The sequence below is a fragment of the Psychrobacter sp. VH5 genome (genome assembly GCF_050572635.1).
Lineage (GTDB): Bacteria > Pseudomonadota > Gammaproteobacteria > Pseudomonadales > Moraxellaceae > Psychrobacter > Psychrobacter celer.
On record NZ_CP192145.1, the window covers coordinates 2,725,268 to 2,742,776 of the forward strand.

The 17,509-nt window shown below is 47.9% G+C and carries 17 protein-coding genes; 10 read left to right on the forward strand and 7 right to left on the reverse strand.

All coding sequences use genetic code 11. The features are described from left to right. The first annotated feature begins 185 nt into the window (after positions 1 to 185). From ACNFVB_RS11415 to ACNFVB_RS11440, 6 genes are all read left to right on the forward strand, one after another. Positions 186 to 908: a response regulator transcription factor gene (locus ACNFVB_RS11415; protein WP_058025471.1), complete on the forward strand. Its 723-nt coding sequence runs from the start codon at positions 186 to 188 to the stop codon at positions 906 to 908. Between the two features lie 98 nt (positions 909 to 1,006). Next, complete coding sequence (locus tag ACNFVB_RS11420; protein WP_430737579.1) at positions 1,007 to 3,292, forward strand: ATP-binding protein; 2,286 nt, start codon at positions 1,007 to 1,009, stop codon at positions 3,290 to 3,292. Between the two features lie 286 nt (positions 3,293 to 3,578). After that, positions 3,579 to 4,349: a methionine ABC transporter ATP-binding protein gene (locus ACNFVB_RS11425; protein ID WP_288996145.1), complete on the forward strand. Its 771-nt coding sequence runs from the start codon at positions 3,579 to 3,581 to the stop codon at positions 4,347 to 4,349. Between the two features lie 18 nt (positions 4,350 to 4,367). Next, on the forward strand, positions 4,368 to 5,054 hold the full coding sequence (locus tag ACNFVB_RS11430) for a methionine ABC transporter permease (RefSeq protein WP_075100384.1): 687 nt from the start codon (positions 4,368 to 4,370) through the stop codon (positions 5,052 to 5,054). 168 nt (positions 5,055 to 5,222) lie between these two features. After that, the gene (locus tag ACNFVB_RS11435) at positions 5,223 to 6,182 is read left to right on the forward strand and encodes a MetQ/NlpA family ABC transporter substrate-binding protein (protein WP_430737580.1); all 960 of its coding nucleotides are present in this window, start codon (positions 5,223 to 5,225) and stop codon (positions 6,180 to 6,182) included. 599 nt (positions 6,183 to 6,781) lie between these two features. Then, positions 6,782 to 7,630: an aldo/keto reductase gene (locus ACNFVB_RS11440; RefSeq protein ID WP_430737581.1), complete on the forward strand. Its 849-nt coding sequence runs from the start codon at positions 6,782 to 6,784 to the stop codon at positions 7,628 to 7,630. Between the two features lie 278 nt (positions 7,631 to 7,908). On the opposite strand, the gene ccmE is transcribed toward ACNFVB_RS11440, so the two are convergent. From ccmE to ccmA, 5 genes are all read right to left on the reverse strand, one after another. Then, entirely contained in the window at positions 7,909 to 8,409 is a 501-nt protein-coding gene (gene ccmE, locus ACNFVB_RS11445) for a cytochrome c maturation protein CcmE (protein ID WP_075100381.1), read from the reverse strand. A gap of 392 nt (positions 8,410 to 8,801) precedes the next feature. Then, the gene (gene ccmD, locus ACNFVB_RS11450) at positions 8,802 to 9,014 is read right to left on the reverse strand and encodes a heme exporter protein CcmD (RefSeq protein WP_192994910.1); all 213 of its coding nucleotides are present in this window, start codon (positions 9,012 to 9,014) and stop codon (positions 8,802 to 8,804) included. 16 nt (positions 9,015 to 9,030) lie between these two features. Further along, on the reverse strand, positions 9,031 to 9,819 hold the full coding sequence (gene ccmC, locus ACNFVB_RS11455; RefSeq protein ID WP_192994909.1) for a heme ABC transporter permease CcmC: 789 nt from the start codon (positions 9,817 to 9,819) through the stop codon (positions 9,031 to 9,033). 198 nt (positions 9,820 to 10,017) lie between these two features. Next, a complete protein-coding gene (locus ACNFVB_RS11460) occupies positions 10,018 to 10,731 on the reverse strand; it encodes a heme exporter protein CcmB (RefSeq protein ID WP_430738530.1) in 714 nt (237 codons plus the stop codon). A 60-nt stretch (positions 10,732 to 10,791) separates the two neighbouring features. Then, entirely contained in the window at positions 10,792 to 11,421 is a 630-nt protein-coding gene (gene ccmA, locus ACNFVB_RS11465; RefSeq protein WP_289055289.1) for a heme ABC exporter ATP-binding protein CcmA, read from the reverse strand. 211 nt (positions 11,422 to 11,632) lie between these two features. On the opposite strand from ccmA, the gene ACNFVB_RS11470 reads away from it, so the two are divergent. From ACNFVB_RS11470 to ACNFVB_RS11485, 4 genes are all read left to right on the forward strand, one after another. Continuing rightward, positions 11,633 to 12,760 (forward strand): hypothetical protein, encoded by a 1,128-nt coding sequence (locus ACNFVB_RS11470; protein ID WP_430737582.1) that lies wholly within the window; start codon positions 11,633 to 11,635, stop codon positions 12,758 to 12,760. Positions 12,761 to 12,902: 142 nt separating this feature from the next. Next, entirely contained in the window at positions 12,903 to 13,715 is an 813-nt protein-coding gene (locus tag ACNFVB_RS11475; RefSeq protein WP_430737583.1) for a YbjN domain-containing protein, read from the forward strand. A gap of 118 nt (positions 13,716 to 13,833) precedes the next feature. Continuing rightward, positions 13,834 to 14,751, forward strand: coding sequence for a histone deacetylase family protein (locus ACNFVB_RS11480; RefSeq protein ID WP_430737584.1), 918 nt, complete (start codon positions 13,834 to 13,836; stop codon positions 14,749 to 14,751). Between the two features lie 56 nt (positions 14,752 to 14,807). Beyond that, entirely contained in the window at positions 14,808 to 15,014 is a 207-nt protein-coding gene (locus tag ACNFVB_RS11485) for a DUF2905 domain-containing protein (protein WP_192994904.1), read from the forward strand. A 155-nt stretch (positions 15,015 to 15,169) separates the two neighbouring features. Here ACNFVB_RS11485 and ACNFVB_RS11490 read toward each other — a convergent pair whose 3' ends face one another. After that, complete coding sequence (locus tag ACNFVB_RS11490) at positions 15,170 to 15,940, reverse strand: sulfite exporter TauE/SafE family protein (protein WP_430737585.1); 771 nt, start codon at positions 15,938 to 15,940, stop codon at positions 15,170 to 15,172. A gap of 110 nt (positions 15,941 to 16,050) precedes the next feature. Beyond that, the gene (gene coaBC / locus ACNFVB_RS11495) at positions 16,051 to 17,442 is read right to left on the reverse strand and encodes a bifunctional phosphopantothenoylcysteine decarboxylase/phosphopantothenate--cysteine ligase CoaBC (protein ID WP_430737586.1); all 1,392 of its coding nucleotides are present in this window, start codon (positions 17,440 to 17,442) and stop codon (positions 16,051 to 16,053) included. Between the last annotated feature and the right edge of the window lie 67 nt (positions 17,443 to 17,509).

Consider the following 17,509-nt stretch of genomic DNA (forward strand, 5'->3'; position numbering starts at 1 on the left):
GCAAGCATACGTATTTAAGCGTATGTATATTTACGAGATAGTACCTTTAAATAGTGCCTTTAAATAGCACATAACACATTCAGACGTTTGGCATAATAGCGATCGCATCTGATGTATTTATCAGAATGGCTGTACAGAGTTGTATAAACGCCTGACCCATGATAACAACAACTAGAGGATAACCCATGAGTAAACAGATCTTATTAATAGAAGATGATCCAGATTTAGCAGAATTGATCAGCGATTATCTGACCATGAATTATTACGACGTGCATCACGCAGGGCTTGGTCAAGAAGGTCTTGACTTACTAGATACCAAAGAGCGCGATATCGATTTGGTAGTGCTTGATTTGATGCTGCCCGATATGGATGGTATGCAGGTCTGTCAAAAGATCCGTGGCAATAAAAACAACATGACCAATAAGGTACCTATTATCATGTTGACGGCCAAAGGCGATACCACAGATCGCGTGTTGGGCCTTGAGATGGGTGCCGATGATTATATCGCCAAGCCTTTTGAGCCGCGTGAGTTATTGGCTCGTATCCGCGCTGTGATTCGCCGCCATGAGCAGCCAAACCAAGCAGACAGCCAGTCAGATAGCTTGACGTTTGGCCGCTTAAGCGTATTTCCTGACAGTCATGAGGTGACGATTGATGATGAGCCTGTACGTTTGACCACGCATCAGTTTCAATTACTACACTACTTTGCCACGCATTCTGGTAAAGTACTCAATCGTGAGCAGCTCTGGCAGGCGATGCCAAATGATGACAGCTCAGACAATATCGACCGCGCCATTGATGTGCATATTTCACGTTTACGCGCCTTGATTGAAGACAACCCTCGCCAGCCCAAACGTATCATCACCGTACGCGGCGTCGGTTATCAATTTGCCACCGATCAGGTCTGATTGTTTGTTCATATTATAAGCGGCAGCACGCTATAAACGGCAGACCATATAGTAACCGTTTTGAATCGTTATAAACGTCTGATAATAGAGATGGTTTAATGCAGCACTTGGGTTTTCGCTCTTTATTTGCCAAGCTATTTGCCAGTGTGATGCTGGCGCTTATCTTATTTGCAGTGGCGATGGTGCTGTTGACCCAGCTGGTCCATGATAAAGATGCGGGAATTCGCTCCGAGGTATTGGCCACTCAGATATTAGGGCAAATCGATCCTTTTTTGCATGAGCTAAATACCGCCATTAGCAAAGACAACCGTTTGCAGTCGCGGTTTATGCTGGCGGTCGTCAAAAAAAGCTTTGATATTTTTGACGAGTCTTTACAGGCCAAAATGGGTCTGTATGACAGCAATGGTCATTTGCTGATGCAAACCGACCACAGCGATTTGCCATTAGAGCTGCCGCCTACCCCTTCTTTGTTATCACGCGTTTTCCCTTCTTTTTCTGATACCGCCACGACCCAGCAAGCACAAGTATATAGCAGCACAGGCTATACGCTGCTGTACGAATCACGTTTACCGCCCAAAAAACCAGCCCTTTCTGCGGCATTAAACCTATTTACCGGCACCTTATTGCTGCTGCTTATCATGGCAGGGGTTTTGTGGATTATTGCTCGCACCATGACGTGGCGTATCAATCAAATGAGCCAGCAGATGACGCAGCTGGGTGATGGTGATTTTACCGTGCGAGTCAATGCGCGCGGTAATGATGAGATTGCTTCCTTGGCGCGCGGTTTTAACCAAGCGGCACAAAAAATCGAGCATTTGGTCGATGCCAATAACTTACTGCTGGCGCACGCCTCTCATGAGCTGCGCACACCCATCACGCGTATTCGCTTGCAGATTGAGATGATGGACATGCTGGCAGGCGCGCTGCCTTCTGATATCAAAGAAAAGTTTGATAAACGCGCCCAAGCCATCAATCGCGATTTGTCTGGGCTCAATGACTTGGTAGAAAGCATCTTGCTGGTCAGCCGCTTGGATGCAGGTCATGCGTTGCAGCAAGTAGAGCGCCTAGATCTATACGATCTCATCAATCAAGAGCGCCAACATTACCCTGAAGCGACGTTGATCGGCGAGCACATCGTCATCGATGGGCAGGCCTCTATGCTAACCCATTTGATTCGCAATCTATTGACCAATGCGATGCTACATGGGGTGCCGCCAGTGACCGTACTGCTATATGGCGTACAGACCATTGACGAGGCCGATAGCATCCCAGACTATCTGCTGCAAACCCTCATTTGCAGTAGTTTCGCCGACTATAATAGCTCAGACTTTGACTCCTATGATGAGACCGCGGCACCAACCCAAGAGGATGGGCGGGCGGCATCAGCGCAAGGCGACGATACCGCGCTCACAGATACCGCCGCGGCTGAAGCAGACATGACAGAGACGGTCATGGCCCTGCCTGCACCGCCTATCTACAAAAACGGCGAAACGCTCGTTGACGAGACTGCTGTCGTTAATGAGGCAGATAATACTGATGCTACTCACACTGCGGTCGACACGACAAACGACAACGCTGCTGACCGTCCTAACCACGATGCAACACCAAGCTGCGAGACGCATCAGATTAAGACATCTGCAGTAGGGGCGGATGACACGCTTGCAACGGAGACGGATGATAACGCTCTCGCTTCGGCCAATAACCGTACCGCTCTTAAACCAAAGGACGCGCGCGTATCGCTATCTGTGACGACAGACTATCAGCGCTTTACCTCTGAGTTTGCGGACAAAATCAAAAAAGTCATTTGGCGTGCGCTACCTGAGAGCGCGGCGCAGGCTGATAGTAACCAGCCCCCTCTCCTTGACGCGGCAGCAGCGGATAGTGACCTTACAGTACAAAAAACCAAAGACAGTCTGATGAGCAAAGGTATCAATGCGCTAAAAAATGGCCACAACCAAAAAAGCGCCATCGCCGATAGCACAGCCACTAGCGATGATAGCAAAAAGCCAAAAGACCAAAAAACCAGTAGCAAAAACGCGACGCAGCTTGATGGGGAGGCTATGGACGCGCCGCGCAAAGAAGGCTTGTTTACCAAGCATCTCAAAAAAACCAAAACAGAGCCTGAACGTCCTCTGCCCAAATACGCGGTACTGGCCGTCATCGACGAAGGAGCTGGCATCCCTGAAGAAAAGCGCGAAGAAGTGTTTAGCCCATTTGTGCGTTTGCAACAAAAAAACAAAGGCTCAGGGCTGGGGTTATCACTGGTATCACAAATCGTCACCGCGCATCAGGGCCGTATCACCACTGATACCATCAATGGCCATACAAGGTTTTTGGTCATACTGCCAGTCAAGCATAATCCGCACTATCATCCAAATGGCTAGGACGTATTCTTATCTTGCTAGCGCAAACCCCTCTATTAAGTGTGCCTATCTAGTCTTCTTGTCAAAAACTGCTCTTATTATCTGCCTCTTTTCCTCGCCTCCCCGCCTAATCACTATTCATCATAAGCGGGTCGCGGATGCGCATATCCAAAGTACCCGACAATATGCTATATTAGCGCCCCTTATTATAGGGTTATGAACGGTTGTTTTTTTACCTCTTAGATGACTATAGAGGCAAAACAAGGCGTTTGTGACATTAAAAAAACCATTGAATTTTGAGCCCTCCATGAATGACATGATTGTCTTAAACGATGTGACCAAAAGTTTTTTAAGTGACCGCTCAATCAAAGACAAAGATGGCAAACCCCACTGGTTTACTGCTGTCGAGCCGACGTCACTGTCCATCCAGCAAGGTGAAATCTTTGGCCTAATGGGCTATTCAGGTGCCGGTAAATCCACCTTGTTGCGCCTGATCAATATGCTCGAGCGTCCAGATTCAGGTCAGGTCATCATCGATGGCACTGATTTGACAACCTTATCGGCCAGCGACCTACGAGTGGCGCGCCACAATATCGGTATGATATTTCAACAGTTTAATCTCATGTCCAATCGCACCGTCTTTGACAACGTGGCCTTTAACCTGATGGTCGCAGGCTATCCGCGTCGTGATATTCATCAGCGTGTCATGGAATGCCTAGAGATTGTCGATCTGACTGATCGCGCCGGTCACTATCCAGCGCAGCTCTCAGGCGGCCAAAAGCAGCGCGTTGGTATCGCCCGCGCGATAGCGCCTAGTCCAAAGGTGCTACTGGCCGATGAGCCGACCAGTGCCCTCGATCCTGCGACAACTCGTAGCTTGCTTACCTGTCTGCGTGATATCAACGAGCAGCTAGGCGTGACCATCGTCATCGTCACCCACGAGATGAATGTGATTCGCAGGCTTTGCGACCGCGCCGCCTTATTACACCAAGGCAAGCTGCTTGAGGTTGCAGACGTAAGAGATGGTCTGATTCAGGCTACCACCCCGATTGGCCAAGGCTTAGTCGTTGAGGACTAATGAGGTAGGAGAAATAATATGTTAACTGGTACGGAACTATCCGCCTCGATCGACAAGCTGTTTGCGCTGCGTAAAGAGATTGTGACTGCGTTTATTGATACCTTTATCATGCTGGGTATCTCAACGACGGTTGCCATTTTGATCGGTGGGCTATTTGGAATATTCTTATTCTTATCCAGCGATAGACAGTTTTTGCAAAATAAAACACTATATGGTGTGTTAGGCGGCATCACCAACTTTATGCGCGCCTTCCCGTTTGTGATTTTAATGATTGCGATGAGTCCATTTACCAAAGCCATCGTCGGTACAGGTATCGGACCGATTGCCGCCTCTTTGGTGCTTGCGATTGCCGGCTCGTTTTATTTTGCCCGCTTGGTCGAGCAAAACCTGCGTGAAGTCCCGCGCGGTATCATCGAGGCCACCGAGTCGATGGGCGCTCGCCCCTTTACTATTATCAAAGTCTTGCTCAACGAAGCGCGCTCAGGGCTGGTGCTATCAGTGACTATCTTGTGTATCAGCTTGCTGTCATACTCTGCGGCGGCGGGTATGATCGGCGGCGGCGGTTTGGGCGATTTGGCCATTCGTTATGGTTATTATCGTTACCAAACTGAGGTGATGATTTTTATCGTGATTATGCTATCGATCATGGTCATTGCTATCCAAGCGTCTGGTAACTGGCTGGCCAACCGCCTAGACAAACGTTAAGCCGCTTTGGCAAATACTTGACATTGCCAGCGACTCGGTTTATTTTTGGCAGTAATGAATCCTCTTAGTTCTTATCATAAAAAGCAGCATTACTATGTAGAATGTTGCTTTTTTAATGCTCAGGCGCGACTCACATAACCCAATCCCATGTACGAATAAGGAAATTTTATGAAATTAACAGATATCAGCCGTCAGTTGGCCACTGCCTTTGCAACCGTTGGTGTGACGGGGCTCGTATTGGTGGGCTGCAACAACTCATCAGCGCCAGAAGCCAACAAAGAAGCGTCGACTGAAAACACCACAGCGCAAACGGCGGACAGCGATATCGATCCTGAGCATAGCAAAATCGTCATCGGTACCACTGAAGGTGACTTTGCCGACATGGTACGTAACCAAGTCAAAGGCGCGCTAGAAGAACAAGGTTATGAAGTTGAGCTCATCGCATTTACCGACTATGTGCGTCCTAACTTGGCGCTGGCTGAAGGCGACTTGGATATCAATATCTTCCAGCATAAGCCTTATCTTGATACCTTTAAAAAAGAAAACAATCTAGATTTGGTTGAGGTATTCCAAGTACCGACCGCCCCGCTTGGTCTTTATTCAGGTAAAAAGACCAGCCTTGATGAAGCCTACAAAGGCATGAGTGTCTCAGCACCAAACGATCCAAGCAACTTTGCGCGCGCCCTTGTGATGATGGACGACCTTGGCTGGATTACGCTAAAAGACAATATCGATCCGTTGACAGCCTCAAAGACTGATATCGCGGATAACAGCAAATACGACATCAATATCGTCGAATTAGAAGCCGCACAGCTGCCACGTGCCCGTGATGAAGTTGATTTTGCGGTGATTAATGGTAACTATGCCACCGACTCTGGTATCAAATTGACCGAAGCACTGTTTCAAGAGCCAAGCTTTGCTTATGTCAACTGGTCAGCGATCAAGTCTGCCGATACTGGCAAAAAATGGGTAGAAGACGTCACCAACGCCTATAACTCAGAAGCCTTCAAAAAGTACGCGCATGAGACATTCCCTGGCTACAAATACCCAAAAATCTGGGGTGAAAACACCGCCGACGCAACCAAAGCCTCTGAAAATGCGGCTGTAGAGACCGAAGCGGCGCAGTAATTTATAACCGTGCTTCCGCGTCTATAAAAGCGCCCAATATCAATCGATATTGGGCGCTTTTTTTGCTTATTTCTCATCCGTCCGCTACACTTCTTACGCCTTGACTCTACTGTCTTTTCTGACTCTCGTGATTACACTGACAACGTTTATCCATAAGTCAGACAGCTTTAGAGCGTGTCTTCATCTCAAAAATAATGATAAAAATGACGTTACAGCCTGTTTGTCCTTTGTAGGAAAGCGTCAACCGATCTTTTACTTTATTCTATTTTTTTCTATAGTAACTGGGTTGCCGAGTTGTTCTGTTAGGGCAAGTTGTACAATCAACACTATGATACGACTGTTATTTATTCAGGTTTAAAAGCTTCTCACTCAGATGGTGACATTGATAGATAGTGATAGGTAGTGACATTGATAGATAGTGATAGGTAGTGACATTGATAGATAGTGATAGGTAGTGACATTGATAGATAGTGATAGGTAGTGACATTGATAAGTAGTGACACTGAATTTAGTGCTTACTTATTTAAAGAACAGTTATATAAAGAACACTTATACAAACAGCCATAAAACCACACTCAACACATAATAAGGATAATAATATGAGCAAGAAAACTTATAATATTCGTACCGCAGGCCAAGCCAATATTCCTGTGCTAGGGCTAGGTACTTGGCAATCAACAGGCCAAGACTGTATCGATGTCGTCAGCCAAGCGTTAAAAATGGGCTATGAGCACATTGATACTGCGCAAGCTTATGACAATGAAAAAGAGGTCGGAGAAGGTATCAAGCAATCAGGCGTGGCGCGTGATAAGTTCTTTTTGACCACCAAGATTTTCCCGGATGACATGAAGTTTGAGCCAGAAAAGCTGATAGCCGCCGCCAAGCGCTCATTAGAAAACCTAGATACCGATTATGTCGATCTACTGCTACTACACTGGCCTGATGATCGCGTGCCATTGTCTGAGACCATTCCTGCGCTGTGTGAACTGCAAAAACAAGGGCTGACGCGTCATATTGGAGTTTCTAACTTTAATATCGCTCATATCATCGAAGCAAAAAAACACGCTGATGTGCCTATTGTCGTCAACCAAGTAGAGTTTCATCCGTTTATCAAACAAAATACCTTGCAGACTTTTTTGAATAATCATCATATTTTATTAGAAGCCTATTCGCCACTGGCGCGCGGTGATGTGTTTGACAATGAGGTCATCAAAGAGATTGCGGATAGGCATGGCGTGACACCTGCGCAAATATCACTGGCTTGGATATTATCGGACAAAAACCGTGTGGCCATTCCCAAGACGTCCAATCCCGACCATTTACAAGGCAACTTGGATGCCATCGATATCCAGCTTAGCGCCGATGAGTTAGAAAAAATTGGCAACTTGGCCCGTAGCGATGGCCGTAAAATCGAGCATCCTGACTATACGCCTGAATGGGATGACTAGGGCATATCCTCAATTCAATCGATAGCCATCTAAATGGGCTAAAAATGGCTAAATAATGGGCCAAAAATAGCTAAATTTGGCCAAACGGTGTCAGATAGCTGACTACTATCTCGATAGTATCTGCGCTATTTTCCTTGTTTGACGGCGACTTATCTCATTTTTATCGCCATTTTCAAAATGAGGACACGCCCTAATATTTTTATCAAAACCCACATAAAAAAGCGCCGCTAATCAAATATTAGCGGCGCTTTTACGGTCAGTGTGGCTATTTTTGAACGCTACTGCTGCAGCGTTTGGGTCTCATGGATTGGCTCTGCTGGATTGTACTGCTCAGAAGGCGGCGTCAATCCATTGCGATTGTTTTCTTTCATAGATTTGGCAACCTCAGGCGGCATGTAGTTTTCGTCGTGTTTGGCCAGCACTTCCCCTGCGACAAAGGTCTCGCCTTGCATTTTACCTGTAGCAACCACGCCTGAGTTTTCAGCAAACAAATCTGGCAAGATACCTTGATAAGTCACAGGCACCGTCGATTCAAAATCGGTAATCGCAAACTCCACACTCAGCGGATCATTTGGTGCTCGCTGCACACTGCCAGCGACGACCATACCTCCAGCACGGATACGCTTATTTTGCGGCGCTTCCCCTTGGGCGATGGCCGTTGCATCAAAATAGTAGTCAGTCTGCTGCCCAATGGCATAGATGACCAGCGCCACGGCTATCGCGGCTCCTGCCAGCGTAAACATCACCCACATCAGTTTTTTGCGACGAACTGCGTTCATACCACTACCTCATTGATGAGTCACTGTCTTATAGTCAAACCATTCTAAAAATAACATAGTGCTATTGGGGTAAATGTTGCGAGCTTCGAACGATAACAGCACGCAAGTAAAATTTATACCAGTAGCGTGTTTAAATCTAAAACGGTTTTACTTTGAACTGACCATATCAGTCATATCCAATGCAATATAAACCCATAAAACAGAAAATATTAAAGAAACCACCATTAGAAAAACCTTTTTTAAATATTTTTCTAATCGTACTTTCTAATGGCTATATAGTAGCATTTTTTGCATCAATCAATAAGCCCCAAGCCTTCATATCGCCATATAGTGACGATATAGACACCCTAAGTCTTGCGGGCTAAACCGATGATATTCAGATGATTTTTTGACTACTTAGTTGTAGGACTGGAGGTGTTGGCAGTACGCTGTGCTTGCCGCGCTTGCTGGATGGTCAATTGCTTAATCAGCGCTTGTCGCTGTCTGCGGCTATAAAAAATAAAAGCCAGCACCACACCCACGGTAATCGCCCAACACGACCAGACAAACACGCCATGCTTACCCATGGCGATAAACTCAGACACGCTATAAAAATAAGGCTGCATCATCATCTCCTAGCCGTTATTTATTTTGTCCACGAATATATTCTTTGACCCAAGCCTTGCCCTGATCGCGGTACAAAATCAAAGTATTGGTGCGATAAATCGCCAAGGTCGCCACCAGTAAATAGCTACCGACAACCATAAGCAGCAGCGGCATCCACATATCGGCTGACATTTTTGGTGCAGCGGTCAAGGTAAAAGTCGAGCCTTGGTGCAAGGTGTTCCACCACTGTACCGAATATTTGATAATCGGCAGGTTGACCGCACCGACGATAGACAAGATAGCTGCCGCTTTGCCGCGGTTGGCGGTATGCTCAAAGGCGGCAAACAGCGCCATGACGCCCGCGTACAAAAACGCCAAAATCAGCATCGAGGTCAAACGCGCGTCCCAGACCCAATACGTCCCCCAAGTGGGTTTTGCCCAAATAGAGCCGGTGATTAAGCTGATCACACAAAGCAAAAACCCCAGCGGCGCGAGCGCTTGCGCCACCAAACTGGCCGTCTTGATTTTCCAAACCAAAAAGATAACCCCCAACACTGCAAGGGCAAAATAGATGGAGATGGCCAGACTGGCTGCCGGCACGTGGATAAATATAATACGGTAGCTGTTGCCTTGTAAGTAGTCAGGCGGCGCAAATGCCAGCCCCCAGACACTACCAATCGCAAGGCAAATACTGGCAAGTATGGCAAGCCACTTGACCCAAGGCGCAAAAATGCGAAAAAACTGCTTGGTACCAACAGTGGTCAAAAAGCCTTGCCAAATGCGCTGCCACAGGCTAGGAGATGAGACATTATTCAGGTTGGGCATGAGGATAAACCTATTTACACAGCATAGTGGTTTGACAGATAGGGCATCATGGACGCTACGACATCATGATTGCTACTATCCGCTAACCTGCCGGCGTTAAACACTGGATAGAATCTACAAGTGACTTGTTTGTATCGTTAATTGGCTATTATAGCAAAGTTGCCCGTTTTCAACATGCTGTTGATATAAAGGTTTTTTTTAATTGAGCCACGCCATCTTTAAGGTCACGGCAATCACCCATGGCATCACCAGAACAGAGATGATGCTGCCAGCTAATAACAGCGCTAGTATCGGCAAACCATTGAGACCTGTGGAAAACAAATCCACCGCCCCAGTGGCAAAAATCAGTACCGGTAGCTGCATGGGCAAAGCTATCAGCGGCACCAGCACGGCACCGTTTTTTAATGACAGTGTCAAACTACTGGCAACGGCAGAGAGCATCAGCAGCATCGGACTGCCAGTGACGATAGAGGCTAGTAATATCCACGCCTCAAACCAGCTAAGCTGAAATAGCGGCACCGCCAATAAGCTGAGCACCGCCACAATCCCACTACTAAAAATCCAGTGTATGACTAAGCGGATAAGTACCCAAAGCGGTAGCGATGCTCTGGCAACCACCAACTGCGCCAGCGTGCCATTATCGAGCGCGGGCTTAAACAGCCCATCAACCCCCATCACCAATGACAAGAGCGCGGCAATCCACACAGCAGACACGCCTAAACGCTGCAATAGCGCAGGCTCACTACCGACGGCCAGCGGAAACAAGGTAATAATCACTAAAAACAGTACGAGCGGATATAACCACTGTACCGCTCCTTGCTGCTTGACCTGCCATTCGCGCCGCCAGAGCTGCCCAAAGCTGATACCGCGCGTAGCGTCGGAGGTATTTGAGCGCGGCTTTGCTGCTTGCATTGGTGCAGACTGTACTGGGCTATCTGTCATGATCCATCCTTTTACTGAGACTCATCGCCCTTATACCATATAATCTGACAAATCGAGCATTTGATTGGCGACGCCGACGGCCTGATGACTGGTCATTAATATCGCACCGCCCGCACTGGCAAAGTCGCACAGCCTATCCTCCATTCGTGCCACCATATCGACATCCAGCGCGGTAAACGGCTCATCCAGCAGCCATAACGGTGTCACCGCAGGCGTCAATAAATACAATCTGGCAAGAGTAATACGCCGCGTCTGCCCAGCGGATAGATGGCTTGAGCTTACAGTCTCAAAGCCTTGTAACCCTACCCACGTCAGAGCAGCATCAATGTCAGTGCTGCTTGGCGCGATGCCATATAGATTGAGCAAAAACGTCAAGTTTTGTGCGACTGTCAGATTGGGATGGATACCCAGCTGATGCGAGATATATAACGGCTGTACAGGTAAGCTCTCGACGCCTTGATAGCGCACGGTACCTGTCAGTACCGGCAGTAGTCCTGCCAGCTGCATGAGTAGCGTCGTCTTACCCGTACCATTGGCACCGATGAGATGGCAGATATCCCCTGTAGACAGTGTGAGCGCGACCTTTTCGCATAGGGGAGTCTCACCGCGCTGGACGGTCAGCTCAGCGAGCGCAAGTAAGGGTGCATCCAGTACCGTCATCAAATCTCTCATTATTTATTAAGCGTTATCAATATTCATCACAACAAAACACCGCGTTCGTGACATAATAGTTGATGCGTTTACCATTCACAAAAACTTGTCCGTGCTTCCTAAATGAATAAGACTGACACTGATAATCGTATTTTTTGGGGTTGATATTACCCCAGCCACACAGTATAACAAATTGTCCATCACTATGACCTCAAAACCTATGCCGACTTCACAAGATAACCCTAGTTTAGAAACCTACCCTGCCCCCTCTCAGAGGCAAACAGCAGATGTCCAGCCAAGCACTCAGCCAAACAGCCAGTCAAACACTAGCGCTGGCGCGCCTCTCAGTCTTGATAGTATCATCGAGGCACAAGTTGGCTTTATGCAGCAATGGCTTAGGGCACAGGCGGATACCTTGAGCGTGCAGGCATGTCAGTGGTTTGGCGAGCAGCCATTATGCCAGTACCTACAGGCTGATGATTTAAAGCGCCTCATCAATGACGGCTTATTACAGCAGCCGATGAGCGACGTCATGCGCACCGATATCCGTGATATCCTGCATACCGTTATCTACCATCCGATCAATGACAATGTCCCATTGTCTGAGCTGATAGACGACACCCAAGTCGAAACCCTTGCCAGCTATATCGGCCGTCACGACGAGCAGCGCAACGCCCTTATTCATACGCTCATCGGCAACGAGACCTTTGCTGACCTACTCACCCAGACGCTTTATCACGCTATCAATGATTTTATGGAAAATACGCTCGATAAAGCAGGTGGCGTGGGCAAACTGATGAAGCTTGGCCGCAGCTCATTTGAAAAAGCCACCAATAAAAACCTAGATGAGAAGCTGCAAACTTATTTGCACCGTAACATCAAAGACTTGACGCAGCGCGCAGAGACCAACGCTCAAACGCACTTGTCTAACGATGAGGTCACGCGACTGTTGGTCATGGGCTGGTCACGTATCAAAGACCTACCGATCAGCGAGATACAAACATACCTAAATGACGAGGCCGATAATAACAGTATCGAGCATATCGAAGCCAGCATTCAGCAAAGCTATAACCGCTTGCGCTTATCGCCCTATCTGCGCATTCTAGTAGCAGCCAGCATCGACACGTGGTACAGCAATCATCAATCAGACACCATTGCGGCAGTGGCGGCGAGCCTACCTATCGATACCTCGCTCGCCTCACCACTGAGCACAGCATTACGACCGATCATACAAGACGCGCTTGACAGTCCATGGTTTACCGCTCATATTCGTGAGATGCTACAAGCTTTTTATGCGCAGCCTGCTATCAAAGCTTCGTTTGCGGGGCACGGCGATGAGCCCCGCTAATCACCCAGCGCGGTAGTTGATAGGGGCGGCGTAGCAAACAGTATGGTCATCGGCAAAGTGACATTATTGTCTTTACGGTATTATCTTTACTATATTGCCTTTACTGTAACGCCCTTACTTCTCTATCGATCATGGCAATCTTATGAGTCAACGTAACAAACTCAGCTTATGGCAACGACTCAAGCGGCTGCTGACAGAGGCCGCGCCGCCTGCTGTTGTCGATGACGATAATGACGACTTGCGGCAAACCACGATCGATGATGAGCTCAATGACAGGCCGTTATCTAGCGACAGATTTGCCAGCCGTCTAGACAGTAATTCAAACAGCCATGTAGACGTCTCTGATAATGACAGCAAGCCTATCGGCACCGCGCCTCCTCAACCTACGTCAGATAGCACTCATCAGTCGCCCGATCCTACCGACACTCATATCGATATTGTCGAGTGCTTAAAACAATACTTTGAGCAAAAACAATGGCACTATGTCTACTATCGCCCAAGCAAAGGCGATCAGCGGCAGTCGCATCATTTGTCGCTAAAGATGCAACATAAGCAGCTAAGCTGTGGCTATTTGTTTCGCGTACCAGCAGAAAACAAACTGCTGGCCGTATATGGCATATTGCCTTTTTTGATTCCAGAGAGTCACCAAAGCGCGGCGATGCTATTGATTACCCAAATCAACTATGACATGCTGATTGGCAATCTAGAGATGGATATCAACGATGGCGAGATTCGCTATAAATATGCTATCGATGTCGAAGCCGTCGGTATCAATGACGATATCATCGAACATGTCTTACAAAACGTCATCGCCATGACCACAGTCGCCCATGAGCTGTTTTATGATTTGATCAATCAGCAATATCCTGCCGAAGACATGCAAACGTTACTGACAGAGCTGCGTCAACAAGCAGATTCGCGCACCTTCTTTTTGCCAACTCAGTATGTTCAGTAATCTACTGATTCTGATGGCTATCCCCAGCTTTTACAATTCCTCACCAACCCCTTATTTCCAAAGCGTTTAAACTTCTCTATCCTTAAAACACTTTTCAAAAAAGACATGCTTTAACACTATGCTAAAAATCGCCTATTCTGACGTGTTTCGTTATAGCGTGCCTGACAAGCACCGCTTCCCTATGCAAAAATACATCATGATTCCTGAGCGCTTGCTTGAAGAAGGCACCATCACCCATGATAACTTTTTTGCGCCAAAACGTCTGACAGAAGAAGAAATCTTAACCACGCATACAGCGGACTACTGGCATAAGCTTAAAACCCAAACGCTACCTCGTAAAGAAGCGCGACCTATCGGTTTTGAGATGACCGAAGCATTAGTGGATCGGGGTCGTCATATCGCGCACGCCACTTATGAATGTGCACTATATGCCCAGCAATACGGTGTGGCGATGAATGTCGCGGGCGGCACCCATCATGCATTTGCCGATCATGGCGAGGGGTTTTGCGTGTTTAATGACGTGTGTATCGCCAGTAATCTACTGCTTAATCGCAGGCAGGCGCAAAAGATTTTAATCGTGGATTTGGATGTCCATCAAGGCAATGGTAATGCCAGCATTATGGCGGATGAGCCGCGTGTTTTTGTCTTTAGTATGCATGGCGCCAAAAACTATCCGTTTCGTAAAGAAATATCCGACTTAGATATTGAGCTGGCGAACGATACGGGTGATGCAGAATATTTACAGATATTAAAAGACACCTTGCCGCGTTTGATCAGCGAGGTTGCACCAGATATGATTTTTTATCAGTCTGCAGTCGATGTGCTGGCGACCGATAAGCTGGGTAAACTTGGTCTCACGCGCGCTGGCTGCAAAGCGCGCGATGAATATGTGCTTGAGCAAGCAAAAGCCGCTAATATTCCAGTCGCTATTGTCATGGGCGGTGGTTATTCAGAAGATATTGAAGATGTGGTCGAAGCGCACTGCAATACCTTTCGCATCGCCCAGCAGCTGTATTTTGGTGAAATAGCTGGTTAAGGTTCAGCGCATGTATGGTGGAGACAAAAGAGTAAAATAAGATTAGCGAGGCTTATATGGCAAAGATATTGATTATTATAGGGGCTGTACTGGTCATTGTCGGGGTTATTTGGCTGCTGTTTCCTAGCGCGTTTTCTTGGATAGGTAATCTGCCAGGCGATATTAAGCACACCTCAGGCAATACTCGGGTTTATTTTCCAGTGGTCACTATGGTAGTTATCAGTGTTATCGCGACCATCGTGTTAAATTTATTCAATCGCTAACCTGAAAAACACTCCCTATAGTCAACTTACTTTAAACCGAGTCGGTGCTACTGGGAGGTTGTTTGTGCAGCATCGAACGATAGCAGCACGCAAGCAAGATTTATACCAGTAGCCCGTAATAGTTGATGGTTTGATTCTGTTTATTACTGACTATACTACAAAAACGCCATCACCCCCTGCCAGCCCACACGCAGACCTAGTACGGAGAGAATCACTAAAATAAGCTGACGAAAGCGTGCTTGCGGCAAATAACGACGCAAGCGGATACCAACCAACAACGTCGCAACCGACAATACACTAAATACCGCTATCAGCTGCCACTCACCACGGCCAAGCGCCATGATTGGCTCACACAATACGATGATTTGAGCGATTTTACCCAAAAAATAACACATATTGCCGACTTTGGCGATGGTGTTTTTATCATTGCTGGCAGAGAGCAAATACATCATCAGGATGGTCGACATCGCATTGGTCGCACCACCAATAACGCCTGCACTAAAACCTACGATAATCAGTACTGGCTTGGTATCAGGCAGGCGGATTTGCTTACCGAGTAAGCTACTGACCACATAATAGCCAATGACCGCCGCCAGCAGTACTAAGATGTACGCGCTATCGACCCAAAGTAGTAGCTTTGCCCCCAAAATACTGCCAAGCAGACTGGTCAGCGCCAGCAGCCAGTAGCGTCTGCCATAATAGATAAAGTTTTGCCAAATACTACGGCCGCCGCCCGCCAGCCACGTCAGCGCGTTGAGCAGTAATGACGGAAAAATAATCAGCACAATGGCGTATGGCAGCGGGTACATGCTCGCAAGCGCAGTGGTGGTGACCAAGGTGACGCCCAGCCCACTGATACCATGCAGCAGTGATGCTAGCGCAAAGATAGCCATCAGTAATACGGTCTGGGTACTTGTATCATCCATTCTACCTACCACACCGCCTTAGCGCCCGATTTGACCCAACTGATCTGCATCACTATTCTGACATCACTATATAGCTGTGCCTTGATAGCTGTGCCGTGATTGATCTATCACTAAGCATCGTACCGATGCCAGAGGGTCTCACCGATAATACGGGTCAACTGCTCAGCGATTTTATCCTTGCTTGCTTTTTCTAACGTGACACTGTCGTGTTCATAACGCTCGGAGAAAAACACTTGCATGGCGTTATCATCACTGGCAAATCCAATATCCGCGCGAGACACATCATTGCAAGCAATCAAATCCAAGTCTTTTGAGACAAGCTTACCGCGTGCATAACGCTCGACATCTTGCGTTTCTGCTGCAAAACCCACGACAAACAACCCAGGATGCGCAAGCGAGATAGTCGCTAAGATATCAGGGTTTTTTACCAAGTCTAGTGTCATCGACTCTTGGGTTTTTTTGATTTTTTGCGGCGCCGCGTCTCGGGTACGATAGTCAGCGACAGCCGCAGTGGCGATAAAGATATCAGCGACTCTAGGCTCGTCATCAGTGACATGGTCGTGCATATGAGTGTGACCACCTTCGTCCTCATGCGTCTCACCGCAGCCACAGTCATCGTGATGTTCGTGCGAATGGTCATGAGAATGCTCAGAATGGTGTTCATGCTCCTCTTCGGGCATATACTGTAATGCTGTATGCGTACCTGCCACACACTGCTGAGCCGTCAGCAACATCTCTTCGGCAGACAGCACATCGATACGCGTGACATTGAGCGGCGTCGGTAAACCCACCTTGCCACCTGCTATCAAGACCACCTCGGCACCGGCGGCCACGCAAGCGCGCGCTAACGCAAAGCCCATCTTCCCTGATGAATGATTGGACAAGTAGCGTACCGGATCGATCGCCTCGACCGTCGGCCCTGCAGTAATGACCACTCGTTTACCAGCCAATAGCTGCGGCGTGGTCTGCATGGCATTGAACAATAACACCTCGGCCAACAGCGCCTCAGGCTCAGGTAAGCGGCCGGCTCCCACATCACCGCACGCTTGCTCACCGCTGGCAGGGGCAATGATTTGATAGTTCATATCGCGTAGGGTCTGCACATTGAGATTGACCGCAGGGTGCGCCCACATCTGCTGGTTCATCGCTGGCGCAACCAGCACCGGCGCGCTCGTCGCCAGACAGACTGTGGTGAGCAAATCGTCCGCCATACCCATCGCTAGGCGTGCCAAAGTATTAGCAGACGCAGGCGCGATGACGACCAAATCTGCCCATTTTGCCAGCTCGATATGCCCCATACCCGCCTCCGCTCGCTCATCAAGCAAAGAGATATGCACCTCGTTACCCGTCAGCGCCTGCAATGTCAGAGGCGTGATAAACGCTTGCGCGCCGCTGGTCATGATGACGCGCACATCAAAGCCTGCTTTGACAAGCAAGCGAGCAAAAATAGCGGATTTATAAGCGGCGATACCGCCAGTGATAGCGAGCACGATATTGGACATAAGCATGACATCAATAAAAAAAGTGGAAAGATAAATTGCGCTTATAGTAACAATTATGAGATAAATT

Excerpts from the sequence above, each read along its gene's own strand:
- ACNFVB_RS11460 (WP_430738530.1), bottom strand. The coding sequence starts at position 10,731 with ATGCAAGCAGCAAAGCCGCGCTCAAATACCTCCGACGCTACGCGCGGT.
- ccmD (WP_192994910.1), bottom strand. The coding sequence starts at position 9,014 with ATGCAGCCTTATTTTTATAGCGTGTCTGAGTTTATCGCCATGGGTAAG.
- ACNFVB_RS11490 (WP_430737585.1), bottom strand. The coding sequence starts at position 15,940 with ATGGATGATACAAGTACCCAGACCGTATTACTGATGGCTATCTTTGCG.
- ACNFVB_RS11425 (WP_288996145.1), top strand. The coding sequence starts at position 3,579 with ATGAATGACATGATTGTCTTAAACGATGTGACCAAAAGTTTTTTAAGT.
- ACNFVB_RS11415 (WP_058025471.1), top strand. The coding sequence starts at position 186 with ATGAGTAAACAGATCTTATTAATAGAAGATGATCCAGATTTAGCAGAA.
- ccmE (WP_075100381.1), bottom strand. The coding sequence starts at position 8,409 with ATGAACGCAGTTCGTCGCAAAAAACTGATGTGGGTGATGTTTACGCTG.
- ACNFVB_RS11475 (WP_430737583.1), top strand. The coding sequence starts at position 12,903 with ATGAGTCAACGTAACAAACTCAGCTTATGGCAACGACTCAAGCGGCTG.
- coaBC (WP_430737586.1), bottom strand. The coding sequence starts at position 17,442 with ATGTCCAATATCGTGCTCGCTATCACTGGCGGTATCGCCGCTTATAAA.
- ACNFVB_RS11485 (WP_192994904.1), top strand. The coding sequence starts at position 14,808 with ATGGCAAAGATATTGATTATTATAGGGGCTGTACTGGTCATTGTCGGG.
- ACNFVB_RS11430 (WP_075100384.1), top strand. The coding sequence starts at position 4,368 with ATGTTAACTGGTACGGAACTATCCGCCTCGATCGACAAGCTGTTTGCG.
- ACNFVB_RS11420 (WP_430737579.1), top strand. The coding sequence starts at position 1,007 with ATGCAGCACTTGGGTTTTCGCTCTTTATTTGCCAAGCTATTTGCCAGT.
- ACNFVB_RS11435 (WP_430737580.1), top strand. The coding sequence starts at position 5,223 with ATGAAATTAACAGATATCAGCCGTCAGTTGGCCACTGCCTTTGCAACC.
- ACNFVB_RS11440 (WP_430737581.1), top strand. The coding sequence starts at position 6,782 with ATGAGCAAGAAAACTTATAATATTCGTACCGCAGGCCAAGCCAATATT.
- ACNFVB_RS11480 (WP_430737584.1), top strand. The coding sequence starts at position 13,834 with ATGCTAAAAATCGCCTATTCTGACGTGTTTCGTTATAGCGTGCCTGAC.
- ccmC (WP_192994909.1), bottom strand. The coding sequence starts at position 9,819 with ATGCCCAACCTGAATAATGTCTCATCTCCTAGCCTGTGGCAGCGCATT.
- ACNFVB_RS11470 (WP_430737582.1), top strand. The coding sequence starts at position 11,633 with ATGCCGACTTCACAAGATAACCCTAGTTTAGAAACCTACCCTGCCCCC.
- ccmA (WP_289055289.1), bottom strand. The coding sequence starts at position 11,421 with ATGACGGTACTGGATGCACCCTTACTTGCGCTCGCTGAGCTGACCGTC.